This is a genomic window from Azoarcus sp. CIB, from assembly GCF_001190925.1.
Lineage (GTDB): Bacteria > Pseudomonadota > Gammaproteobacteria > Burkholderiales > Rhodocyclaceae > Aromatoleum.
The window spans coordinates 1,866,624-1,888,584 of sequence record NZ_CP011072.1 but is presented as its reverse complement, the minus strand read 5'-3'; the positions used below and the strand labels follow the sequence as shown (position 1 = coordinate 1,888,584).

Below are 21,961 nucleotides of genomic sequence, written 5' to 3'. Positions count from 1 at the left end.
CGGTCGGGCTCCCCGTCAGCGGATCTGGTTGATGAGGGTGGCCGCGTTTGTGGCGACGCGCTCCCCGGCCGCGAGGCCCGACGTCACCGCCACATTTGCCCCGTCGAGCGGCGCGGTCGTGACGGTGCGGGGCTCGAAGCGCTCCGGCGCGGTCTTGACCCACACGATGGTCTGGTTCGCCGGGTTCTTCAGCACCGATCCTGCGGGCACACTGACGCCCTGCAGCGTGCTGCGCGTCTGCACGAACACCTCGACCGGTTGCCCGACGGCGAAGCGCGCCAGCGAATCGCCCGCGGCACCGAAAGCGAGCGGCAGTGCCTGCTCGCGCAGACTGCGCGCCGCGCCAAGGAAATCGAGCTTCACGCGTTGCTCGCCCACCGCAACGCTCGCGCCGGCGACATCGACGGCAGTGTCGGCATCGTAGGCCAGCGCCTCGACGCGCAGGCGCTTCGGATCGACGATCTCGAACACCAGTTCGCGGGCATCGACGACTTGCCCGGCGACCGCGTTGCTCGATGCGATGACGCCCGCGACGGGTGCCATGAGCGCATCGCGATTGCTGAGCCCCGCACCCACCGCCGTCGCGCGGGCCGCGAGACTCGCGAGTTCGCTCTCGGCCGCCTCGATTTCCTTGCGCGGAATCGTGTCGGCGAGCTCCTTCAGCCGCGCCACGCGCTTTTCCGCGAGCACTTTGGCGGCCCGCAATTCGGCTAGTTGGGCCATCTGGTTCGAGCGCTCAATCTGCCCCGCCGATGGCACGACGTACGCGAGCACCTCGCCCTTTTTCACCGTCTGCCCGATCCCGGGCAAGCCACGCGGCCCGGCTTCGAGGCGGCCGGCGACCGCCGCCTGCACCTTTCCGCCCGCGTTGGGGTCCATGACGACTTTGCCGGCGAGCGCCACCGTGCGGGGCAGCTCGCCCGCTTCCGTGACCAACGTGCGCACGCCGATCTGGCGTTGTGCCGGCTTGGGCAGAAATACGCTGCCATCGGGCAGCCGTCGCGGACCATTGCCGCCGACGGGCGCCGTGTCCTCGTCGCCGTGGTCGTGACCGTCTCCGGCGAATGCATTCCACGATGCACCGGCGGTGATGAGGCACAGGATGACCAGCAGGATTCGCGGTTTCATGCGACACCTCCGGCCGAACGGTTGCGGGCGTTTCCCTTGCGCAACGCGGCCCATCCGACGAGTCCGAGCACGAGAACGCCGGCACTCACCCACCCTGCGTAGGGTTTCAAGCCTGGTCCGGCCGTATCGTCGTGCGCTTCGGTGGCTTCTTCATGCAGATCCAGCTCGCCGGCAAGAAGATCCGTGTCTTGTCCGGCAACGACCGTGGCCGTCACGGACACGACGCCCGGCTTGAGTGCTTCCTGCAAGGTGGCTTCGAATTCGCCGTCGGCATGAGGCTCGACGGAAATCGCCTTGCCGTCGAGTTGAAGCTCCAGCGTCGCGTCCTTGACCGGGCTGTTGTCGGTGAAGCGGTCGAGATAGAGCGTGATGTTCTTGCCGTCGACCACGCCGACCAGTTCGAAGAGATCCGAGACGGCGGTGAATCGCGGCAGCGCCGGGCCGGCCGCGGGCGCCGGGGCGTCACCGTGGTCGTGTCCTTCGCCGGCCAAGGCCTGGGGCGTGACGCCCGCAAGGACGACGGCAAGACTCCACGCCGCCAGGGTAGGGGAAGCTTTCATGTTCGGGTTCCTGGTGTTCATTCGGGAAGAAGGCCCATGGCCTGCCGCAGCGCGGACACGGCCGCGGCCAGTTCGATGCGGGTGCGCGCCACCTGACGCTCGGCTTCGGCGGCCTCGAGTTCGATGCGCAGGCGGGTCGGCAGATCGGTTTCGCCGAGGCGGAACGCCTTCTGGAAGAAGCCGCGCGACTCATGCGCCAATTGCGCGCGCCGCTCGGCAGAGGCGACCGAGGTGCGCGCCGATTCGACCCGGACGCGTGCCGTGTCCACTTCGGTCGCCAGGCGTTCGCGTTCCAGTCGAAGCTGGGATTCGGCTTCGATCGCCTCGGCACTGGCGCTGGCAACACGAGCGCGGTTGCGGGTATCGGACCCAAATGGAATGCGTACGCCGACCGTCACCGTCTGTTGCCAGGATTCGCCGGATGCGCCGCGCTCGCGCGTCGTCGCCAGACGCAGCTCGGGATTGGCGCGGCCCTGAACCCCGGCGAGGTTCATGCTGCGTTGTGCAAGCTCCGCCCGATCGCGCAGTTCGGCGACAGCAGGATGCCCCACTTCTGGTGCAGAAGGGGTGGCAGGGACGGGCTCCGCTTCGGCCACGGGGAGCCCTTCCGCAGCAGGCGCAGGTGTCACGCCGGTCAGGGAGCGCACCTGTTGTTCAACGCTCGCAAACGCGCCGCTGGCTTCGGCGAGCGCCGCTTCGGCGGTCGCGAGCGCTCCGTCCGCCTGATGCTGGTCGGCCCGAGCGAGATCGCCGGCCCGAACCCGTTTCGATACATCCGAGGTGAGTTCGCGGGCGTTGGCAAGCCGCTCGCGTGCGACCAGGACATCGATCCGCGCGCGCTGCCAATCCCAGTACGCGGCCCGCACCGCAGCGGCCGTACGCAGCTGTGCCGCAAGCGTGCGGCTCGTACTCGCGCGCACTTCGGCATCGGCGAGAGCCGCGGTCGATGCGCGTTCGCCGGGCAACCACAGCGGCACCGCAAGCCCGATCTCGTATTCGCGGCTGCCGTCGTTGCGGTGGATCTGGTCGGACTTGCCCGACACTTCGAGTGCCAGCGGTTCGGCCGACCAGCTGTCGGCGCTCTCGCGTCGCGCCAGCGCAGCCGCCCGGCGCATGTCGCGCGACTGGGCTTCGGGCTGACGCGCCCAAGCGGCGTCGAACGCCTGTCTGAGAGTCGTTACGATCGGTGATGCAGGGGACGCGGCTTGCGCCCACGCCCCGCTGGCCGCGAGTCCGAGCAGCAGCCCCGGCAGCCAGTTGATGCGAATTCTTCGAAACATCCAATTCTCCGTTGATGACGAGACACGGAAAATCGGCAAGGCGCGATCAGCTCGATCGCAATGGACGCGCGGCAATACCGTTCATAACGGTGAAACTGCCGGAAAGAGAATGAAAGCGACCACCCTGCCGATCAGGCAGGGAGGCCCCATTTCGGACGTTCGGGCTCGGAGGGATGTCCCGGGAGCAACCCCATCGGAGTGGAGGCGATGGCGAGGGAAGTCAGGATGTCGGTCGATGACGCTCCCACATCGCTCGGCAGTGCGGTGCAAGTCGCCGCCTGGCAGAAGCTGCAATCGAAATCGGTTCCTGCTGCTTTCGATCCGGGCTCGTCGCCAGCCGCGGCTTGATGCTGGTGGTCATGATGACCCAGGTGTTTCGCCGCCGCCCCCGACTCGTGCTGGCAATAGGCACTCACCGCGGCCCAACCCAGTTGGAGCGGCAGGAACACCATGAAGAGAATCGCAAGCCAGCGGCGCATGCGGCGCATTGTAGCGGCAAGAGGCATGAAAATGGGGGCTGGACTGCTGAGGACTCACGTCGAGACTGCGCGGGGCCCTGCGATGCCATGGGTTGAGTGGCATCCAGCCCGCGCGCATATCACCACCGCGTCAATTGTCACCATAGAGTTCGTCCATGCGCGCCCGCTCCTCGGGCGTCATGGCCAGGAGTTCCTTGATCACCTCTTCGCGGGTCTTGCCGGGTCCGACGTCGCGGGAAGGCGGGGGCAGGCCGCGCAGCATGGACGAGTAGCTGCCATCGGCTTTGGCCTCCTCGAGTTCCTTCAGCACTTCGGCGCGCGTCTTGGTGCTTGTGGAATGGTCGGGATGAAAGGTGAAACCGGCTTCATTGTTGGCGGGGTGCCACAGCGAACCGGCCTGCGCCCCGGTCGGCGCAACGAGGACGGCGGTGAGCAAGGACACGAGGGTGGCGGTACGGATCTTGGGCATGATGGGCTTTCCTGTCGTCAATTCGGGGTATGGCACGGCTGGGGCATCGTCAGGTGCCGTCAAACCGGGCACGGGACGTACTGTAGAAAACCGTCCACGTCGAATCGCGAACAGCCCGATTACGAATTCGTAATGTCGGCGCGCTGCGCTCTTCGCGATAATTCGTGTATGAAAATCCTGGTCGTTGAAGACGAACCCAAACTCGCCGAATACCTGCGCAAGGCACTGACCGAAAGCAGCTACGTCGTCGATGTCGCACACAGCGGCACCGAGGGGCGCTACCTCGCGATCGAAGGGCATTACGATCTCGTCCTGCTCGATGTCATGCTGCCGGGCTTGGACGGTTTCGCCGTCCTGCGCGAAATGCGGCGCGACAAGCACGTACCGGTGCTGATGCTCACCGCGCGGGACAGGGTGGAGGATCGCGTGAAGGGGCTGCAGGCGGGGGCGGATGACTATCTCGTAAAACCTTTCGCCCTGTCCGAACTGCTCGCACGCGTACACGCGCTGTTGCGGCGTGGCGCCATTCCGACGGCCGGTCAGGATCTCACGGTCCTCAGCCTGGCCGACCTCGAACTCGATCTGGTGCGGCGCAAGGCGTCGCGCTCCGGGCAGCGGCTCGATCTGACGGCCAAGGAATTCACGCTGCTGACCTTGCTCTTGCGCCGGCACGGACAGGTGCTGTCGCGCACCGCGCTGGCCGAGCAGGTGTGGGACATGAACTTCGACAGCAATACGAATGTTGTGGAGGTTGCCGTGCGCCGCCTGCGCAGCAAGCTCGATGACCCCTTCGCGAGGAAGTTGCTGCACACCGTGCGCGGCATGGGCTACGTCCTGGAAGACCGGGAGCCCTGAGGATGCGTAATTCGCGTTCGCTTGGCCGTTGGCTGTCATGGTGGCTTGCCGTGCAGACCTTCATCGGGCTCGGATTCGTCTGCGCCGTCGTGTATGTGGCCACCAGCCTCAACTTTTCCGCCAGGCAGGCTGAGGAGCTTCGGCACAAACAGGACGTGATCCGCCACCTTGTCCGCGAGATCGCGACACCGGAGGATCTGCCGAGCCTGCGTCACAAGCTCGACGATTTCTTCATCGGCCATGCCGACCTCAAACTACGGCTGACCGGGGACGCCGAGACGCTCCTCTACATGACGCCGCCGGCCCCCGAGCCCCCCGCGAACCTGCGTCGGGTTGAATTCGAGATCCCCTCGCCGTGGTCGGGCACAACCGTGCTGCGTGCCGAGTTGGCGCTCGACAGCAGTTCCGATGCCCAATTGCTGAGGCAACTGGCGTGGACGCTACTGGCGAGTGCGCTGGCCGGCGCCGTGCTCGTCTCCGCCGGTGGTGCGTGGCTCGTGCGACGCGCGCTTTTGCCCGTCCGCGACCTGGCTCGACAAGCCGCGGCACTCAGTCCGGAAAACGTCGGACAGCCGCTGGATGGTTCCGCGCAGGCACAGGAGCTGCAACCGCTGGTCGCGCAGTTCAACGCACTGCTCGTGCGACTGGATAGCGCCTATCAGCAACTGGAAGGCTTCAATGCAGACGTCGCTCACGAACTGCGCACTCCGCTGGCGACGCTGATCGGCGAGACCGAACTCGCCCTGAGCCGCGAGCGCGGCGTGCCGGAACTGCGGGACGTTATGGGATCGAACCTCGAGGACCTGCACCGCCTGGCGGGCCTCGTCAATGACATGCTGTTCCTGTCAAAAGCCGATCTCGGCGAACGGGCGCGCCGAAGCCCTGTCGTCAGCCTCGCCGCGCTTGTGACCGAGGTCGTCGAGTTCCACGATGCGGCACTACAGGAAGCCGGTGTGCGTGTTCGCGTTTGCGGGGACAGCGGCGGCGCGTTCGATGCAGGGTTGTTGCGGCGGGCCGTGTCGAACCTCCTTGCCAACGCCACGCGGTTTGCGCAGCGCGGGTCAATGATCGATCTGGATATCGAGCTCGACAAATCTGGCGGCGTTCGTTTGTCCGTCAGCAACGTCGGGCCGGAGATTTCCACGGAACACCTTCCACACCTGTTCAACCGCTTCTATCGGGCGGACGCGGCGCGCGAACACGGAAGCACCAATCACGGGCTCGGATTGTCGATCGTCGCAGCGATCGCGCGCATGCATGGCGGGCAACCGTTCGCCCGGTCGTCCGCCGGCAGAACGACGATCGGCTTCAGTCTGTCGGGCGGGAATTGCTAATGCCGGTGGAGGTACGCGGGCGACCGAGCGCCTGAATGGGGGGACAAGGCACGGTGCCGTACGAACAAAACACACAACAGTCACCCGGCAGCGGCCTGATTACGGTGTGGCACCGCTCGCACTCATAGAACCACTGGCATGCGTCCGTCGGCATCGTTTCGGTCTTCGCGTGACCGCACGCCGGACAGGACAATGTCGATTCGAGAACGATCCCGCTCATGGCTTGCGCTCCGCGAGGCTCGACCGATAGCCCGAGTCCCGGGTGGCGCGAGTCAGTGTCTCGACAGTCGTCTTGACGTCGTCGAAGGTGACGATCGCTTCGCGCCGGTCGAGGCTCACCGTGACCGCCTCCACACCGGCAACCTTGCTCAGCGCTTTCTTGACGGTGATCGGGCAGACCGGGCAGTCCATCGTCGGCACGGACAGCGTGACCGTCGTGGATGCCGCCCATGTCGGCAGGGCGAACGTGGCCAACGAAACCAGCATCAGCGGACGTATTCTCACCTGCGGATCTCCTCTCAATAGAACCAGGGTGCGATGGCGGGAAAGACCAGCGCGATCAGCACCAGCACGGTCACGACCGCGAACAGCAGTTTGTACAGCCGGTCGGCCGGCGGGACCGCGCACCCCGCGCCTGGCGGGCAGGTCGCGACGGGTCGCCAGATGTGTCGCCAGGCCAGCACCAGCGACGCCACGGCCAGCGCGATGAACAGCGGGCGATAGGGCTCAAGGGCCGTCAGAGTACCAATCCATGCACCGGAGACGCCGAACGCAAGCAGCACCAATGGCCCTACGCAGCAGGCGGAAGCCAGGATGGCTGCCACACCGCCGGTGAGCAGGCTGCCGCGCCCATCACGGCGCGGGGGATTCTCGATCGAGCTTTTCGGGTGCATGGTGTAAGCTTACTTCCGTACTTAAGTACGGAGTCAAGCATGATGAAAATCCCCTCAGCGGGTTTCTCCATCGGGGTTCTGGCAGAAGCGGCGGGGGTCGGCGTCGAGACCATCCGTTTCTACCAGCGCAAGGGCCTGCTTCCCGAACCTGAACGGCCGCGCAGCAGCATTCGCCGCTACGCCGACGAGGACCTTGCCCGGGTGCGCTTTATCAAATCTGCACAACGGCTCGGCTTTTCGCTGGATGAAGTCGGCGAACTGCTGAAACTGGAGGACGGCGCCCATTGCGACGAAGCGCGTAGCCTCGCCGAACTCAAACTCGGGGACGTGCAAGTGAGACTCGCTGATCTGCGCAACATCGAAGCGGTGCTGAGCCAGTTGGTTGCCCGCTGCGGATCGTCACATGGGGCGGTAACCTGCCCACTCATTGCTTCGTTGCAGGGGCGCCCGTGATCGAATTGGCCAGATTGAGCGCGTTTCCCCGTTTGTTTTGCCGACGCTCGATGCTCTTCACTACAAACAGAGGCGCCATTACTGCATGGACATCGGCGAACGCCTTGACTAAACTCCGTATCTGAAAACTGAGTTACAGATTGCCCGACCACCGCCATGCCCGCCCACGCCTTCACCATTCGAAAACTCGCCGACGCCGCCGGGGTCGGGGTGGAGGCCGTGCGTTATTACCAGCGGCGCTGCTTGCTGCACGAGCCACAACGGGTGGCGGGCGGTTTCCGGGAATATGCGGCCGAGGATGTGCAGCGCCTGCGTTTCATCAAGCGCGCGCTGGAGCTGGGGTTTTCTCTCGATGATGTCGCCGAACTGGTGGCATTGAGCGCCGAGCGCGACCAGTTGCACGTCCGCGAGCTGACCCGGCGCCGTGCCGCGGAGATTCGCGCGCGCATCGCGCAACTGGAGGCGATGGCGTCGGCGCTCGAAGGTCTGGCCTCCTGCTGCGCCCGCGCGCCACGGTCGCAGCCGTGTCCGATCATCGCGGCGCTGGCAGCGGACCCCGTTACGGCAATCCCGGCGGGCGAACCGCAGGCGAGCCAGGCGCCGGCAAGTGGCGCCGCGCCGCCGCGCCAGGTCCGCGCGGTGGAGTGCTGAACGTGGCGCGGCGTGCCGAACGACTGATCTGCCGGCTGCTGGTCGGCATTCTGTTGTTCGCGCAACTGGCGGTTGCGGCCTATGCCTGCCCGCAGTGGTCGTCGACCGGCTCCGGCTTGGCGACGTCCATGGCCGGGATGAGCTCGATGGCCGATCCAGCTGCCATGGCGCCGGCCAGCGAGGATTCCGCGGGCGCGACAGCGGTCGCGGACATGGCGCCCGGTTGCGCCGGGATGGACCAGCCGGACCCGGACAATCCCAACCTCTGCGTCGAATACTTTCATTTCGGCCAGCAGAGCGATCACACCCAAGCGCCGACCGTGCCGGCGGCCCTGCTCGTCAGCCTCTACATCATCCCGGCGTTGCCGGCGCCGATGACGCCGGCCCGGCCTGCAGCATCGCCCAGCCTCCTCGCTGCGGCACCCCCGCCGCACGCCATCCTGCACTGCTGCTTCCGAATCTGATCGTCCAGACGACGCCTGCGCCGACGACCTGATCGGTCGGCTACGCGCAGCGCTTCCGCTCGTCCGCGCCTGCGGGGTTCGGCTTTCGTCGACCTGCGGGCCCCCGGGACCTCACCCGAGCCGATTCGCTTTTCGTCTTTCTTGTCTGGAGATCCGATGTCTTTCGACTCATTCCGTGTCGGGCGGCGGCGCGCCGTCGCACATGCGCTCGCCTTCGCCATCGGCGTTACGGCTTTGGGCGCCCATGCCGAAAACGCGCTGGATTTCGATCAGGCCCTGCGCCTCGCGCAGGATCGTTCGCGCCAGCTCGCCGCGCAGGATGCCGCGGCGCGGGCCGCGGGCGAGATGGCGGTGGCCGCCGGACAACTGCCCGATCCCATGCTCAAGCTCGGCATCGACAACCTGCCGACCGACGGCCCGGACCGCTTCAGCCTCACCCGCGACTTCATGACCCAGCGCTCGATCGGGATCGCGCAGGAATTCACTCGCGCCGACAAGCGCCAGGCCCGCGCGGCGCGCTTCGATCGCGAAGCCGACGCCGCCCGCGCCGGCGGCGTACTGGCACTGGCCGACCTGCAACGCGATACGGCGATCGCGTGGCTGGATCGCCACTACCAGGAGCGCATTCGCGACGCGCTCGTCGCCCAGCGCGACGAGGCGCGCCTGCAGGTCGATGCGGCCGAGGCCGCCTACCGCGGCGGCAAGGGCGCGCAGGCCGACCTCTTCGTCGCGCGCGCGGCCGTCGTGCAGATCGAGGACCGCATCGCTCAGGCCGAACGCCAGGTCGCCACCGCCAGGATCGGGTTGGCGCGCTGGGTCGGCGACGCCGCCGATCGGCCGCTGGGCGCCCGTCCGACCGTCGACACCGTGAATCTTGCGGCGGTGGACCTCGAAACGCGACTCGCCCACCACCCGCAGATTGCGGTGTTGAGCGCGCAGGAAGGGATCGCCGGGGCCGAGGCCGCACTGGCGCGCTCCAACAAGAAGGCAGACTGGAGCGCGGAGCTGATGTTCGCTCAGCGCGGCCCCGCGTTCTCGAACATGGTCTCCTTCAACGTGTCGATTCCCTTGCAGTGGGATCAGAGAAACCGCCAGGACCGCGAGCTGGCCGCGAAGCTCGCGGTGGTGGAGCAGATGCATGCCCAGCGTGAGGAAGCCGCGCGCGAACACGTCGCGGAGGCACTCGCGATGCTGGCGGAGTGGCGCAGCAACCGGGCGCGCCTGACGCGCTACGACGGAGCGCTGATTCCGCTCGCCGCCGAGCGGACCCGCGCGGCGCTGGCCGCCTACCGGGGGGGAACGAGTCCCCTGGCGGCGGTCCTCGACGCCCGCCGCAACGAAATCGACACCCGCCTCGAACGCCTGCGTCTCGAAATGGAGACCGCGCGCCTGTGGGCGCGACTCAATTACCTGATCCCGGCCGACCATGACGTGGCGGCGTCCCGTCCTTGAACCCGGCCCTTCGGAGAAACCTCGCATGGCAGTCAGACCCCTCGTGATCGGCCTCCTCGCTGCCAGCGTGCTCGGTGCCGGCGGTTACGGCCTGTACGCGCTCGGCATGCAGCGCGGCATCCACCGATCGACCGGCGCAGCGGACGCCGCCGCCTCCGGCACAGCAGCCGCGGCCGGCCCGATGAAGACCGGGGACATCGATCCGTCCACCGGCCGACGCGTGCTGTATTGGCACGACCCGATGGTGCCGGGGCAGAAATTCGGCAAGCCCGGCAAGTCGCCCTTCATGGATATGCAACTCGTACCCGTCTACGCCGACGCCGATGACCCGGATGGGGCAGACCCCGGGGGCGTCACCGTGAGCTCGCGGGTGCAGCAGAACCTCGGGGTGCGCACCGCCGAAGCCCGGCGCGGCACGATTTCGCCGCAGGTGGAGGCGGCCGGCAGCATCGCCTTCAACGAGCGCGATCAGGCGGTGGTGCAGGCGCGCGCCGCCGGCTACATCAAACGCCTGTATGTACGCGCCACGCTGGACCGGGTGCGCAAGGGTCAGGCGCTGGCCGATCTTTACGTCCCGGACTGGGTCGCCGCGCAGGAGGAATTCCTGTCGCTGCGCCGCATTCAGGGCAACGATCTGGCGGCGCTGGTCGATGGCGCGCGCCAACGCATGCGCCAGGTCGGCATGAATGACGATCAGATCCGCCTGGTCGAAACCAGCGACACGGTGCAGCCGCACATCGCGCTCACCGCACCGACCGGCGGCGTCGTCGTGGAGCTGGCGGCGCGCGAAGGCATGACGGTGATGCCTGGCGCGCCCCTGTTCCGCATCAACGGGCTGTCCACCGTGTGGGCCAACGCCGAGGTGCCCGAGAGCCAGGCCGGCTTGCTGCGCCCGGGCGCGGCCGTGGAGGCGCGCTCTCCGGCGCTGCCAGGAACCGTGTTCAAGGGCAGGGTGCAGGCCATTCTGCCCGAGGTCGATCCGGGCACGCGCACGCTGAAGGCGCGGGTCGAACTGGCCAATCCGGGGGCGCAACTCGCGCCGGGCATGTTCGTCAGCGTCGCCCTCAACACCGCGGCCGAAGAGGGGGTGCTGGTGCCGACCGAAGCGGTCATCCAGACCGGCCGGCGCAGCGTGGTCATGCTGGCCGAGGCCGACGGCAGGTTCCGCCCCGTGGACGTGGACATCGGCGTCGAGTCGGGCGGGCAGACCGAGATCAAGCACGGCCTGGAGGCGGGCCAGAAGGTCGTGGTGTCGGGCCAGTTCCTGGTCGATTCGGAAGCCAGCCTCAAGGCGACGTCCACCCGCATGGAGGGTAGCCCGCCGACGCCGGGCGCCGCAACGGTCGAGCACCATGGCGAAGCCAGGATCGAAGCCATCGGCAAGGCTGCCATCACCCTGTCGCACGGCCCCATTCCCTCCCTGCAATGGGGGGCGATGACGATGGATTTCGGTGTGCCGACAACCGGCCTGCCGCCGGAATTGAAAACGGGCCAGTCGGTGAGCTTCGCCTTTACGATGAATAAGGTCGGCATGCCGGAGCTGACCCACATCAAACCGAAAGGCGCCGGGGAGCTGAAGCGATGATCGCCCGGCTCATCCGCTGGTCCATCGACAACCGTTTCCTCGTGCTGCTGGCCACCGCGATGGTGGCGGCGTGGGGCGTCTGGTCGGTCGGCAGGACCCCGCTCGATGCACTACCCGACCTCTCCGACGTGCAGGTCATCATCCGCACCACCTACCCGGGCCAGGCGCCGCAGGTCGTCGAAAACCAGATCACCTATCCGCTCACCACCACGATGCTGTCGGTGCCGGGCGCCAAGGCGGTGCGCGGCTTCTCGTTCTTCGGCGACTCCTTCGTCTACGTATTGTTCGAGGACGGCACCGACCTCTACTGGGCGCGCTCTCGCGTGCTGGAATACCTGAATCAGGTGCAGTCGCGCCTGCCGGCGAGCGCCAAGACCGCACTCGGCCCGGATGCGACCGGCGTCGGCTGGGTCTTTGAATACGCCCTGGTCGACCGCACGGGGCAGCACGACCTGGCCCAATTGCGCGCCCTGCAGGATTGGTTCCTGAAGTATGAGCTCAAGGCCGTGCGCAACGTCGCCGAGGTGGCTTCGATCGGCGGCATGGTCAGGCAGTACCAGGTGGTGCTCGACCCGGACAAGCTGCGCGCCTACAACCTGCCGCACGGCAAGGTGGTGGAAGCCATCCAGCGGGCCAACCAGGAGAACGGCGGCTCGGTACTGGAGCTCGGCGAGGCCGAGTACATGGTACGCGCGTCGGGGTACCTGCAATCGCTGGACGACTTCCGCAAAATTCCCCTGACGACGACTGACGCCGGCGTGTCCGTACGCTTGGGCAACGTCGCACAGGTGCAGGTGGGGCCCGAGATGCGCCGCGGGATCGGCGAACTCGACGGCGAAGGCGAGGCCGCCGGCGGCATCATCGTCATGCGCACGGGCAAGAACGCGCTGGAGACCATCGAGGCGGTCAAGGCCAAGCTCGCGTCGCTACGGTCGGGCCTGCCCGCGGGCGTGGACATCGTGCCGGTCTATGACCGCTCCGGCCTGATCGAGCGCGCCGTCGACAACCTCGGCCACAAACTGGTCGAGGAGTTCATCGTCGTCGCGGTGGTCTGCTTCATTTTCCTCTTCCACCTGCGCTCGGCCTTCGTCGCCATCGTCTCGCTGCCGCTCGGCATCCTCGCCGCCTTCATCGTCATGCGCTACCAGGGCGTCAACGCCAACATCATGTCGCTGGGCGGCATCGCCATCGCCATCGGCGCCATGGTGGATGCCGCGGTGGTGATGATCGAGAACGCCCACAAACATCTCGAGCAGTGGAAGCACGAACACCCCGGGCATGAGCTGACCGGGGAGGCGCACTGGCGGGTCATTGGCGACTCGGCCGCCGAAGTCGGCCCGGCGCTGTTCTTCTCGCTGCTCATCATCACGCTGTCCTTTATCCCCGTCTTTACGCTGGAAGCGCAGGAAGGACGGCTGTTTTCACCGCTGGCCTTCACGAAGACTTACGCCATGGGGGCAGCCGCCGGTTTGGCGGTGACCCTGATCCCGGTGCTGATGGGTTACCTGATCCGCGGCCGTATTCCGGACGAGCAGAGCAACCCGCTCAGCCGCTGGCTGATTGCCGCCTACCAGCCGCTGCTCAATGCCGTGCTTCGTGCCCCCAAGATCAGCCTGATCGTTGCCGCGTTGCTCCTGGTTGCGAGCCTCTGGCCGCTGCAGCACATCGGCGGGGAGTTCCTGCCGCCGCTCAACGAAGGCGATCTGCTCTACATGCCGACGGCGCTGCCCGGCCTGTCGGCGGGCAAGGCCGCGCAGCTGCTGCAGCAGACCGACCGCCTGATCAAGACCGTGCCCGAGGTCGCGAGCGTGTTCGGCAAGGCCGGGCGCGCCGAGACGGCGACCGACCCGGCACCGCTGGAGATGTTCGAGACCACGATCCAGTTCAAGCCCCGCAGCGAATGGCGGCCGGGCATGACGCCGGACAAGCTGGTCGACGAGCTCGACCGCATCGTCAAGGTGCCGGGCCTCGCTAATATCTGGGTGCCGCCGATCCGCAACCGCATCGACATGCTGGCCACCGGCATCAAGAGCCCGGTCGGCGTCAAGGTGGCGGGCACGCAGCTGGCCGGAATCGACCGCATCACGGCCGAGATCGAGGGTGTGCTCAAGGACGTGCCCGGCGTGTCGTCGGCGCTGGCCGAGCGGCTGACCGGCGGCCGCTACCTCGACGTGACGATCGATCGCGACGCCGCCGCACGCTTCGGCATGAACATCGCCGACGTGCAGTCGGTGGTGTCGTCGGCCATCGGCGGCGAGAACATCGGCGAGACGGTCGAAGGCCTGTCGCGCTTTCCGATCAACGTGCGCTATCCGCGCGAGATCCGCGATTCGGTCGAGCGCATCCGCCGGTTGCCGATCGTCACCGAACGCGGGGCGCGCATCCTGCTCTCGGACGTGGCGCGGGTCGAGGTCGTGGACGGCCCGCCGATGTTGAAGAGCGAGAACGCCCGCCTGTCGGGCTGGGTATACGTGGATATCCGCGGGCGCGACCTGCGTTCGGCGGTCCATGACATGCAGCGTGCGGTGGCCGAGCAGGTGAAGCTGCCTCCGGGCTATTCGGTGTCGTGGTCAGGCCAGTTCGAGTTCCTGGAGCGGGCAACGGCGAAGCTGAAGGTGGTGGTGCCGTTCACGCTGCTCATCATCTTCGTGCTGCTGTATCTCACCTTCAAGCGCTTCGACGAGGCCTTGCTGATCATGGCGACCTTGCCCTTCGCGCTGGTCGGCGGCATCTGGCTGCTGTACCTGCTCGGCTACAACCTGTCGGTGGCCGGGGCCGTGGGTTTCATCGCGCTGGCCGGCGTCTCGGCCGAGTTCGGCGTGATCATGCTGCTCTACCTGAAGAGCGCCTGGGACGAGCGTATCGACCGCGGCAGGAACGGCGGCGCCGACCTGCTCGACGCCATCCGCGAGGGCGCGGTGCTGCGCGTGCGGCCCAAGGCGATGACCGTCGCGGTGATTCTCGCAGGCCTGTTCCCCATCATGTGGGGCACGGGGACCGGCTCCGAGGTCATGCAGCGCATCGCCGCACCGATGGTCGGCGGCATGATCACCGCACCGCTGCTGTCGATGTTCGTGATCCCGGCCGCCTATCTGCTGCTGCGGCGGCGCCATCTCGCGCCGGACGCGGGAAAGGAGGTGCTGCAGATGTAATCCGATCGACTCGTGCAAGCCTGTGCAATTTCCCGATGAACCGATCAGCCCCCGAATTTCACCCACGCCCTCAACGAAAGGACGCACCTCATGAAGAAGACGATTCTCGCATCCGTTCTGGCCACCCTGATGCTGGCAGGCAGCGCCTTCGCACAGCAGAAGATGGACGACATGAAGAACATGGACATGAAAGGCATGGACATGGGCAAGCCATCCGCCGCGGGCACGACGACGCATACGGCCGTCGGCGTCGTCAAGGCGATGGATACCGCGGCCGGTACGGTGACTTTCGCCCACGAAGCGGTCAAGAGCATGAACTGGCCGGCGATGACCATGACCTTCGGCATCAAAGACAAGACGCTGTTCGACAGGCTCGCCGACGGCAAGAAGGTGGACTTCGAATTTGTGAAGGAAGGCAAGGGCTATCTCGTGACCACGGTCAAGTAAGCGGTGCTACGAAGCTTTGGGGGAAATCGCCTCCAAAGCTTTTCGCAAACCGCGGACGATCGGTCAGCGGACATCAAGAGACCGTTATGAAGCGCAATGTCCCAATTACGTGTTGCATGGGACGTCCGACGGCCTCGTACAGGCAGTGCGCGGGTCGGATAGCTTTCCGGTAGCGTTCCGGCATGCGTCGCCAACAGAGGTAATTGACGAGGTAGCTGGTCGCGACACCGTGAAAGCGTGCCATCCAGTTCTTGAGCCGGCTGTGATAGGCATTGACGTTCTGGATATGGAAGGCGCCCTCACGGACTCGCTCTGCTTGGGTTTGGCATACACCACCCGATGGGTGATGCCACAGCGTCGCGCAAAGGCGGCGTAGACGGCGGCCCCGCCCGTACATAAGACCGACTCGCGATCAATCAGCGGCTGCAGTGCGTCCTGCATGTGCGCGGCATCGAGTTGGGTCAGCTTGAAATCGGCGGCGTACCCTTGACGGTCTCGCACCGTCATCACCGGAATCTGGTCTTTTCCGGTGCCAAGAGTCGCCCCCACTCCGCCGCGCCGGCGCGGCGCTCTGGGCAAGTGGCGCTGCCCCTTGAACGACTCCAGGAAGAATGTCTCGTCGGCTTCAACGATACCGTTCTCATGCTCGTCATGATGTCCGGCCACCGCTTACAGAAAACGATGTCGCCATAGAAACGCCGTGTTCTTGCTAATGCCGCAGTATCGCGCTGCCTGCCTGACCGTCAGGCCACTGATCAATGCATCGGCATAGTCTCGCCAAATCGCCTTTGCGCAAATGCGCCAGCGGTGTGGCGGTCAAAGCATTGCAGGTGCGCCCACACGCCCGACAACGATAACGGCGCAGACCGCGACTCCAGTCCCACGAGGCCAATTGCGCTGATGGCGCGCCGCAATGAGGGCAGATATGCAGGTCCGGCACCGCACCTTCAAGCTCATCCTGCCGGGGCGGCTCATGAAGCGCACCCAAAAGAAGGGACTTCTGCTTCCCGCTGAGTTGGCTCAGTTGTGCCAACAAGTGTTGGAACGCTTGGGTATCCATGACCAGGGCTCAGGGGCCGTCGGAGTACCAATCCATGCACCGGAGAAGCCGAGCGCAAGCAGCGCCAATGGCCCCACGCAACAGGCGGAAGCCAGGATGGCCGCCACGCCGCCGGTGAGCAGGCTGCCGCGCCCATCACGGCGCGGGAGATTCTCGATCGAGCTTTTCGGGTGCATGGTGTAAGCTTACTTCCGTACTTAAGTACGGAATCAAGCATGATGAAAATCCACTCGGCCGGTTTCTCCATCGGGGTTCTGGCAGAAGCGGCGGGGGTCGGCGTCGAGACCATCCGTTTCTACCAGCGCAAGGGCCTGCTTCCCGAACCTGAACGGCCGCGCAGCAGCATTCGCCGCTACGCCGACGAGGACCTTGCCCGGGTGCGCTTTATCAAATCTGCACAACGGCTCGGCTTTTCGCTGGATGAAGTCGGCGAACTGCTGAAACTGGAGGACGGCGCCCATTGCGACGAAGCGCGTATCCTCGCCGAACTCAAACTCGGGGACGTGCGAGTGAGACTCGCTGATCTGCGCAACATCGAAGCGGTGCTGAACCAGTTGGTTGCCCGCTGCGGATCGTCACATGGGGCGGTAACCTGCCCACTCATTGCTTCGTTGCAGGGGCGCCCGTGATCGAATTGGCCAGATTGAGCGCGCTATTCGCGGTCACGGCGCTCGCCGAGATCATCGGCTGCTATCTGCCGTTCCTGGTGCTGAAGCAGGGTAAGACCGCCTGGCTACTGGTCCCGGCCGCGCTGTCCCTGGCACTGTTTGCCTGGCTGCTGACGCTGCATCCCACCGCGGCGGGACGAACTTACGCGGCGTATGGGGGCATGTACATCGCCGTTGCCTTGCTATGGCTGCGGTTCATCGATGGCGTGCTGCTGACGCGCTGGGATATCGCAGGTGCGGCCATCGCACTGGTCGGGATGGCGGTCATTGCGCTGCAGCCGTCGGGGGAAATTTAGGAGTGAGGAGCGCGACAAGGCAAACGCTCGTGGTCATTTTGAAATTTTGAGATGTGCCGCCACCAACAGCGCGTTGATAACGGAAAACGCCGCCGTCGACAACATTGGGATCGTCTCGAATCCGAACCACATCATGGCTTGTAGCTTTGAGTCGCGTATGCCCTGGATGCAGGACTTGAACGCCTCGGCCGCGGGTATGGTTTCAGTAATCACAAATAGGTGGACAACCGCGAGCAGCAAGCCGATACCGGCTAACGGGAGTGAGAAGTACGCCACCCTGCGGTCGAACATGATGAGTCCCACGAACGTTACGGGAACCAAGGGAAACAGGAAGATCCGCTGATACAAGCACAGCACGCAACACGGTAGTTGCATGATTCCGCTGAGCGCGAGCGTACCCAGCGTCGCGACGCCGCTGACCCCGAAACACGCAAGCACCAGAAACCAGGCGGCGCCAGACAGAGTATTGTCCCGCAAGCATCGGTCGATCTTGGTCAATTCGGGTTCAGCTCCGGTAATGATGCAGCAATGTATTCAGGGATCGCGCGCTTGTCGATATCGTCGTCGGGAAAGAAGCCCAACCCGAAAGATTGGGCCCGAAGCCAAGGCCGGTAGACCGGGGGCCGACTCCCCATCCTTCTCACCGAGAAGGCTGCATCCACATGTAATTCTGATGCTGCATCATGTGGTCCATCATCTGCTGCTGCATGCCCATGTATCGATCCATCATGTACTGGCGCTGCTTCATCTGATCCGGCGTGAGTTTCGAGTAGTAATCGCCCATTCCACGCCAGCCCATCATGTGGCCGCTTTTCATTCCCCCTCCCATCATCGGGCCGCTTGCACAGCATCCCATCATTCCGGGCCCCCACATGCCGTGCATCATTGCCATGCTGTTCTGCATGGTCGCCCAGTGTTCCTGAAGCAGCTTTTGCCGTTCCTGCGGGTCCTGAACCTGACGGATCTTCTCCATTTGCTCCTGCATCTGCTGCATGTTCTGCTGCATCTGCGCCATTTGCTTGTCGAACTCGGCGACGTCGGGTGCTTTCCGCTGCACCTGAGCGTCTTTCGCGGGAGGGGGCGCCGTTTGCTGAGCTATGCTCGGCAGCGCTGGAAGCACGGCAGCCATCATCGCCGCGATCAAAGTCGTTTTTTTCATTTTGCAGCCTCCTGTAGATTGAAAAATGCCTTCAGACTTCTGCTCCCCTATCGCCGCAACAAGCGCAAACCATTTCCTACCACCAGAAGGCTGGCCCCCATGTCGGCGAATACCGCCATCCACATCGTGGCTTGCCCGGTAAAGGTGAGCATCAGAAACACCGCCTTGATGCCGAGTGCAAGAGCGATGTTCTGTGTCAGCACCGCAGCGGTGGCGCGCGACAGACGCAAGAAGGCGGGGATCTTGCGCAGGTCGTCGTCCATCAGCGCCACGTCCGCGGTCTCGATGGCGGTGTCCGTACCGGCTGCCCCCATCGCGAAGCCGATGTCCGCGCGGGCCAACGCAGGAGCATCGTTGATGCCGTCGCCCACCATGCCGACCTTGCCACCCTTGCCGTTCGCCAGGAGCGATTCGATGGTCGCGAGTTTGTCTTCGGGCAGCAGGTTGCCCCTTGCCTCATCGATACCCACCGCGCCGGCGATCGCTTCGGCGGTGTGAAGGTTATCTCCGGTGAGCATCAGCGTTCTCACGCCGAGGGAATGCAGGTCGGCGATCGCCTGCCTGCTCGTCTCGCGCACGGTGTCGGCGACCGCGAAAATGGCGAGCACCCCGGTCTGGTTGGCCAATAGCACCGCCGTCTTGCCCTGTCGCTCTAGCGTGTCGAGCCTCCTTTCAATGTCGGGCGAGCACAGCCCGAGCTCCTCAATCAGTCGATGATTGCCGAGGTGATAGGGGTGATCGTCAATGCTGCCCCGCACCCCCCGGCCGGGAATGGCAGCGAAATCGGCCACCTCGCGCAGCACCCATCCGAGATCGGTCGCCGCCCGGGCGATCGCCAGCGAGACCGGATGATCGGAGCGCGCGGCGAGGCTGCCTGACAGAATATGGATCCTGTTCGCATCATCGCTTAGCGCGACGAAGTCAGTCTGGGCGGGTTTGCCGTACGTAATCGTGCCGGTCTTGTCGAGCGCCAGCGTGGCGAGCTTGCACCCCTCTTCGAGATACACGCCGCCTTTGACCAAAATGCCCTTGCGGGCGGCCGCGGCGAGACCGCTGACGATGGTAACCGGCGTCGAAATTACCAGCGCACACGGACAGGCAATTACCAGCAGCACCAGCGCTTTGTAGATCCAGTCCATCCATGCGCCGCCAAAGGCCAGCGGGGGTGCGATGGCCACCAGCAGCGCGACGGCGAACACGGCCGGCGTGTAAATCCGGGCGAATTGGTCGACGAATCGCTGGGTGGGTGCGCGGCTGCCCTGGGCCGATTCGACCGCGTGAATGATACGGGCCAGCGTGGAATGGTTCGCCTCGGCCGTCACGCGATATTCGAACGATCCCGCCTCGTTGATCGTGCCCGCAAATACGCTGTCGCCTTCGGCCTTGTCCACTGGCAGGCTCTCGCCAGTGATGGGCGCCTGATTGACCGTCGAACGTCCGCGGATCACCACGCCATCGAGCGCGATCCGCTCGCCGGGGCGCACGCGCACCACGGCGGCCAACGGCACCGTTTTGGCCGGCACGGCCACCCAGCTTCCATCGGGCTGGCGCACGGTCGCGGTGTCGGGCGCGAGTTCCATCAGGCCGCGAATTGCGTTGCGCGCCCGATCGAGCGATTTCGCTTCGATCACCTCGGCCAGCGCGAAGAGGAACATCACCATGGCCGCTTCCGGCCAATGTCCGATAAGCATCGCGCCGGTCACGGCAATCGACATGAGTGCGTTGATGTTGAGATTGCGATGCCTGAGCGCGATCCAGCCTTTCTTGTAGGTCGACAGACCGCCACTGAGGATCGACACCAGCGCGAGCACCAGGACGGCCCAGTGATCGCCGCCGTTGAGCCAATACACCCCCTCGGCCAACGTCGCAGTGACTCCGGCCAGGGCCATCGGCCACCAGTGGGTCTTCGGTGCGGACTTGATCGGCGCGGCTGCGCTCTCCGTGCCGTCCGATTCGATCTTCGCTTCGAGACCAATGGCTTGCAGGGCGCCGAGGACCGCGTCCAATGCCCCCGGACGATGCATCACGCTCAGGCGACGCTGGACAAGGTTGAAATCCAGCGCCGCCACTCCGGCCATGCCGGCGAGCTTGCTCCGGATCAACGCTTCCTCGGTCGGGCAGTCCATCCCTGCGATCGTGAGCGTCGTGCGCACGGCAGCAGTCGTCTCATCGATGCGCTGTGCCGGCGCACCGGTGGCTGGCAAGGCGGCGTCGGCCGAGAACGGCGGGTTGGGGCGATCGCTTACGTCCGACCTTTGCCGGGGCACGGAGAGGTCGAGTCCCGTCACGCCGTCGAGGGGTTCAAGATTGTTGCGGAGTAGCGCCGCATCGGTGGGGCAATCCGGGCTGTCGATCGGGGACTGCGCCCTGTGAGGTTCGGCGGGCGACGACTCCCGCGGCTGCGGCAGGGAGGAACAGCCGCAGCCGCCATCACTGCGTTTGCGCATGGTCGATTCCTTTGTCTGGACTTGAGTCATTTAACAATCTGTAGTCGCTACAGAGTCAAGGACCTAGAATGCCGGTACGACCTTTCTTCCCACCTGGAGGGAAAGCAACATGAAAATCGGTGAGCTGGCAAGAATGACCGGCGCCCCGGTAGAGACCATCCGCTACTACGAGCGCGAAGGGTTGCTGGCCGCCCCGGTGCGTACGGAGGGCAATTTCCGCATCTACGAGGACACCCACGCCGAGCGCTTGTCGTTCATCCGCCATTGCCGGTCGCTGGACATGGCGCTGGACGAGATTCGTATCCTGCTGCGCTTCAAGGATGCGCCGGGCGAGAACTGCGGCGACGTGAACACGTTGCTCGACGCGCACATCGGCCACGTCGCAGCCCGTATCCGCGAACTGCGCGCGCTGGAACGGCAACTCAAGAGCCTGCGCGAACAATGCCCCCAGGCACGGGATGCTGCCCACTGCGGAATCCTGCATGAGCTGTCGCAACCTTCGTGTCACGGAGCACCTATCGGTGGCGGGCACGTGCATGGCGCGCATGGCGGTGCACGAGTCCGCAATGCCGGAAAGTGATGTCGGCATGGGTGGGCCAAAAATGAACGACACCGTGTTCAGCCGCACAGGAGTCATTTGAATCCGAAATGTCGGCGGGTTGATCGGGGTGGCGTACGTTTTCTGTGCTGGACGGGGCAGCTCCATGAAAGCAGGTGGCCATCGCGAATTGCATGAGGAAGAGCTGGAGGTCATGCAGGCGCGGCTCGATGACGCGCCTGACAGCATGCGGATCCGCCGTCGGACCGTCGAACACCCCTCCGGCACCCTCAAGGCGTGGATGGGCGCAACCCACGTCCTGACCAGGGAGCTCGAACGCGTCAGACGGAGAAGAATCTGCACGTTCTGGCGTACAACCTGACGCCGGTGATGAAGCTGATGGGAAATGAGGTGCTGATGGTGGCGATGAGAGACTGAAGCAGTCCTATCTTACGACCTCAACAGCGTCGCCTCGTCGTCATCGAATGACTTGGGTTGCAAAGGGTCGCGTGGAAGCGGCCCGACAGCTGGCGCATCGTCAGCCGTTTTATACAGCCTCGGTCACACCGGGACCGTGATGCACCCTTCGTC

At 65.3% G+C, this 21,961-nt stretch carries 24 protein-coding genes and 2 pseudogenes; 13 read left to right on the top strand and 13 right to left on the bottom strand.

Annotation, left to right across the window (positions count from 1 at the left end):
* Positions 1-15 precede the first annotated feature (15 nt).
* The 5 genes from AzCIB_RS08380 to AzCIB_RS08360 form a co-directional block, all read right to left on the bottom strand.
* Complete coding sequence (locus tag AzCIB_RS08380; RefSeq protein ID WP_050415477.1) at positions 16-1,128, bottom strand: efflux RND transporter periplasmic adaptor subunit; 1,113 nt, start codon at positions 1,126-1,128, stop codon at positions 16-18.
* Positions 1,125-1,688, bottom strand: a complete 564-nt coding sequence (locus AzCIB_RS08375) for a hypothetical protein (RefSeq protein ID WP_050415476.1) — start codon at positions 1,686-1,688, stop codon at positions 1,125-1,127. The genes AzCIB_RS08380 and AzCIB_RS08375 overlap by 4 nt, the downstream gene beginning before the upstream one ends.
* A 17-nt stretch (positions 1,689-1,705) precedes the next feature.
* On the bottom strand, positions 1,706-2,968 hold the full coding sequence (locus AzCIB_RS08370) for a TolC family protein (protein WP_050415475.1): 1,263 nt from the start codon (positions 2,966-2,968) through the stop codon (positions 1,706-1,708).
* 131 nt (positions 2,969-3,099) lie between these two features.
* A complete protein-coding gene (locus tag AzCIB_RS08365; protein WP_050415474.1) occupies positions 3,100-3,447 on the bottom strand; it encodes a hypothetical protein in 348 nt (115 codons plus the stop codon).
* Positions 3,448-3,577: 130 nt separating this feature from the next.
* Positions 3,578-3,916: a DUF4148 domain-containing protein gene (locus AzCIB_RS08360; RefSeq protein ID WP_050415473.1), complete on the bottom strand. Its 339-nt coding sequence runs from the start codon at positions 3,914-3,916 to the stop codon at positions 3,578-3,580.
* 168 nt (positions 3,917-4,084) lie between these two features.
* Between AzCIB_RS08360 and AzCIB_RS08355 the strand changes: the two genes are divergently transcribed.
* Positions 4,085-4,771: a heavy metal response regulator transcription factor gene (locus AzCIB_RS08355; protein ID WP_050415472.1), complete on the top strand. Its 687-nt coding sequence runs from the start codon at positions 4,085-4,087 to the stop codon at positions 4,769-4,771.
* A gap of 2 nt (positions 4,772-4,773) precedes the next feature.
* Positions 4,774-6,105, top strand: a complete 1,332-nt coding sequence (locus AzCIB_RS08350; protein ID WP_050415471.1) for a heavy metal sensor histidine kinase — start codon at positions 4,774-4,776, stop codon at positions 6,103-6,105.
* Here the strand turns inward: AzCIB_RS08350 and AzCIB_RS24870 are convergent.
* From AzCIB_RS24870 to merT, 3 genes are read right to left on the bottom strand one after another with little or no spacing between them, the layout of a single operon-like run.
* Positions 6,080-6,325, bottom strand: coding sequence for a GDCCVxC domain-containing (seleno)protein (locus AzCIB_RS24870; RefSeq protein ID WP_083446928.1), 246 nt, complete (start codon positions 6,323-6,325; stop codon positions 6,080-6,082). The two genes, AzCIB_RS08350 and AzCIB_RS24870, sit on opposite strands and share 26 nt — an antisense overlap.
* Positions 6,322-6,609 carry a mercury resistance system periplasmic binding protein MerP gene (gene merP / locus AzCIB_RS08345; protein WP_502685650.1) on the bottom strand — a complete coding sequence of 96 codons (288 nt, stop codon included), beginning with the start codon at positions 6,607-6,609 and terminating at the stop codon, positions 6,322-6,324. The genes AzCIB_RS24870 and merP overlap by 4 nt, the downstream gene beginning before the upstream one ends.
* 14 nt (positions 6,610-6,623) lie before the next feature.
* Positions 6,624-6,998, bottom strand: a complete 375-nt coding sequence (gene merT / locus AzCIB_RS08340) for a mercuric ion transporter MerT (RefSeq protein ID WP_050415470.1) — start codon at positions 6,996-6,998, stop codon at positions 6,624-6,626.
* A 39-nt stretch (positions 6,999-7,037) separates the two neighbouring features.
* Here merT and merR (AzCIB_RS08335) point away from each other — a divergent pair, with 39 nt between their 5' ends.
* From merR (AzCIB_RS08335) to AzCIB_RS08305, 7 genes are all read left to right on the top strand, one after another.
* A complete protein-coding gene (gene merR / locus AzCIB_RS08335) occupies positions 7,038-7,451 on the top strand; it encodes a mercury resistance transcriptional regulator MerR (RefSeq protein ID WP_502685649.1) in 414 nt (137 codons plus the stop codon).
* A gap of 156 nt (positions 7,452-7,607) precedes the next feature.
* Entirely contained in the window at positions 7,608-8,102 is a 495-nt protein-coding gene (locus AzCIB_RS08330; protein WP_083446927.1) for a MerR family transcriptional regulator, read from the top strand.
* Positions 8,103-8,104: 2 nt separating this feature from the next.
* Positions 8,105-8,566: a hypothetical protein gene (locus tag AzCIB_RS08325; protein WP_050415469.1), complete on the top strand. Its 462-nt coding sequence runs from the start codon at positions 8,105-8,107 to the stop codon at positions 8,564-8,566.
* A gap of 156 nt (positions 8,567-8,722) precedes the next feature.
* The gene (locus tag AzCIB_RS08320; RefSeq protein ID WP_050415468.1) at positions 8,723-10,018 is read left to right on the top strand and encodes a TolC family protein; all 1,296 of its coding nucleotides are present in this window, start codon (positions 8,723-8,725) and stop codon (positions 10,016-10,018) included.
* Between the two features lie 25 nt (positions 10,019-10,043).
* Positions 10,044-11,603 carry an efflux RND transporter periplasmic adaptor subunit gene (locus tag AzCIB_RS08315; RefSeq protein ID WP_050415467.1) on the top strand — a complete coding sequence of 520 codons (1,560 nt, stop codon included), beginning with the start codon at positions 10,044-10,046 and terminating at the stop codon, positions 11,601-11,603.
* Positions 11,600-14,755, top strand: coding sequence for an efflux RND transporter permease subunit (locus AzCIB_RS08310; protein WP_050415466.1), 3,156 nt, complete (start codon positions 11,600-11,602; stop codon positions 14,753-14,755). The genes AzCIB_RS08315 and AzCIB_RS08310 overlap by 4 nt, the downstream gene beginning before the upstream one ends.
* A gap of 90 nt (positions 14,756-14,845) precedes the next feature.
* Positions 14,846-15,202, top strand: coding sequence for a copper-binding protein (locus AzCIB_RS08305; protein WP_050415465.1), 357 nt, complete (start codon positions 14,846-14,848; stop codon positions 15,200-15,202).
* A gap of 73 nt (positions 15,203-15,275) precedes the next feature.
* Here the strand turns inward: AzCIB_RS08305 and AzCIB_RS23705 are convergent.
* Both AzCIB_RS23705 and AzCIB_RS23700 read right to left on the bottom strand, forming a co-directional pair.
* Positions 15,276-16,262: pseudogene (locus AzCIB_RS23705) on the bottom strand (IS1595 family transposase).
* Entirely contained in the window at positions 16,223-16,438 is a 216-nt protein-coding gene (locus AzCIB_RS23700; RefSeq protein ID WP_083446926.1) for a mercuric transporter MerT family protein, read from the bottom strand. Before AzCIB_RS23700 ends, AzCIB_RS23705 begins: the two are co-directional and overlap by 40 nt.
* A gap of 39 nt (positions 16,439-16,477) precedes the next feature.
* Between AzCIB_RS23700 and merR (AzCIB_RS08295) the strand changes: the two genes are divergently transcribed.
* Positions 16,478-16,891: a mercury resistance transcriptional regulator MerR gene (gene merR / locus AzCIB_RS08295; protein WP_502685648.1), complete on the top strand. Its 414-nt coding sequence runs from the start codon at positions 16,478-16,480 to the stop codon at positions 16,889-16,891.
* Complete coding sequence (locus AzCIB_RS08290; protein ID WP_050415463.1) at positions 16,888-17,226, top strand: YnfA family protein; 339 nt, start codon at positions 16,888-16,890, stop codon at positions 17,224-17,226. Before merR (AzCIB_RS08295) ends, AzCIB_RS08290 begins: the two co-directional genes overlap by 4 nt.
* Before the next feature lie 33 nt (positions 17,227-17,259).
* Here AzCIB_RS08290 and AzCIB_RS08285 read toward each other — a convergent pair whose 3' ends face one another.
* The 3 genes from AzCIB_RS08285 to AzCIB_RS08275 form a co-directional block, all read right to left on the bottom strand.
* Entirely contained in the window at positions 17,260-17,724 is a 465-nt protein-coding gene (locus AzCIB_RS08285; RefSeq protein WP_050415462.1) for a disulfide bond formation protein B, read from the bottom strand.
* A gap of 142 nt (positions 17,725-17,866) precedes the next feature.
* The gene (locus AzCIB_RS08280) at positions 17,867-18,385 is read right to left on the bottom strand and encodes a hypothetical protein (protein ID WP_050415461.1); all 519 of its coding nucleotides are present in this window, start codon (positions 18,383-18,385) and stop codon (positions 17,867-17,869) included.
* A 47-nt stretch (positions 18,386-18,432) separates the two neighbouring features.
* Positions 18,433-20,832 carry a heavy metal translocating P-type ATPase gene (locus tag AzCIB_RS08275; protein ID WP_050415460.1) on the bottom strand — a complete coding sequence of 800 codons (2,400 nt, stop codon included), beginning with the start codon at positions 20,830-20,832 and terminating at the stop codon, positions 18,433-18,435.
* 109 nt (positions 20,833-20,941) lie between these two features.
* On the opposite strand from AzCIB_RS08275, the gene cadR reads away from it, so the two are divergent.
* On the top strand, positions 20,942-21,412 hold the full coding sequence (gene cadR / locus AzCIB_RS08270) for a Cd(II)/Pb(II)-responsive transcriptional regulator (RefSeq protein ID WP_050415459.1): 471 nt from the start codon (positions 20,942-20,944) through the stop codon (positions 21,410-21,412).
* 151 nt (positions 21,413-21,563) lie between these two features.
* Positions 21,564-21,808: pseudogene (locus AzCIB_RS24155) on the top strand (IS5/IS1182 family transposase); the annotation flags it as partial.
* Between the last annotated feature and the right edge of the window lie 153 nt (positions 21,809-21,961).

Coding starts and splice junctions, on each gene's coding strand:
- AzCIB_RS08380 (WP_050415477.1), bottom strand. CDS start 1,128: ATGAAACCGCGAATCCTGCTGGTCATCCTGTGCCTCATCACCGCCGGT.
- AzCIB_RS08375 (WP_050415476.1), bottom strand. CDS start 1,688: ATGAAAGCTTCCCCTACCCTGGCGGCGTGGAGTCTTGCCGTCGTCCTT.
- AzCIB_RS08370 (WP_050415475.1), bottom strand. CDS start 2,968: ATGTTTCGAAGAATTCGCATCAACTGGCTGCCGGGGCTGCTGCTCGGA.
- AzCIB_RS08365 (WP_050415474.1), bottom strand. CDS start 3,447: ATGCGCCGCTGGCTTGCGATTCTCTTCATGGTGTTCCTGCCGCTCCAA.
- AzCIB_RS08360 (WP_050415473.1), bottom strand. CDS start 3,916: ATGCCCAAGATCCGTACCGCCACCCTCGTGTCCTTGCTCACCGCCGTC.
- AzCIB_RS08355 (WP_050415472.1), top strand. CDS start 4,085: ATGAAAATCCTGGTCGTTGAAGACGAACCCAAACTCGCCGAATACCTG.
- AzCIB_RS08350 (WP_050415471.1), top strand. CDS start 4,774: ATGCGTAATTCGCGTTCGCTTGGCCGTTGGCTGTCATGGTGGCTTGCC.
- AzCIB_RS24870 (WP_083446928.1), bottom strand. CDS start 6,325: ATGAGCGGGATCGTTCTCGAATCGACATTGTCCTGTCCGGCGTGCGGT.
- merT (WP_050415470.1), bottom strand. CDS start 6,998: ATGCACCCGAAAAGCTCGATCGAGAATCCCCCGCGCCGTGATGGGCGC.
- merR (WP_502685649.1), top strand. CDS start 7,038: ATGATGAAAATCCCCTCAGCGGGTTTCTCCATCGGGGTTCTGGCAGAA.
- AzCIB_RS08330 (WP_083446927.1), top strand. CDS start 7,608: ATGCCCGCCCACGCCTTCACCATTCGAAAACTCGCCGACGCCGCCGGG.
- AzCIB_RS08320 (WP_050415468.1), top strand. CDS start 8,723: ATGTCTTTCGACTCATTCCGTGTCGGGCGGCGGCGCGCCGTCGCACAT.
- AzCIB_RS08315 (WP_050415467.1), top strand. CDS start 10,044: ATGGCAGTCAGACCCCTCGTGATCGGCCTCCTCGCTGCCAGCGTGCTC.
- AzCIB_RS08310 (WP_050415466.1), top strand. CDS start 11,600: ATGATCGCCCGGCTCATCCGCTGGTCCATCGACAACCGTTTCCTCGTG.
- AzCIB_RS08305 (WP_050415465.1), top strand. CDS start 14,846: ATGAAGAAGACGATTCTCGCATCCGTTCTGGCCACCCTGATGCTGGCA.
- AzCIB_RS23700 (WP_083446926.1), bottom strand. CDS start 16,438: ATGCACCCGAAAAGCTCGATCGAGAATCTCCCGCGCCGTGATGGGCGC.
- merR (WP_502685648.1), top strand. CDS start 16,478: ATGATGAAAATCCACTCGGCCGGTTTCTCCATCGGGGTTCTGGCAGAA.
- AzCIB_RS08280 (WP_050415461.1), bottom strand. CDS start 18,385: ATGAAAAAAACGACTTTGATCGCGGCGATGATGGCTGCCGTGCTTCCA.
- AzCIB_RS08275 (WP_050415460.1), bottom strand. CDS start 20,832: ATGCGCAAACGCAGTGATGGCGGCTGCGGCTGTTCCTCCCTGCCGCAG.
- cadR (WP_050415459.1), top strand. CDS start 20,942: ATGAAAATCGGTGAGCTGGCAAGAATGACCGGCGCCCCGGTAGAGACC.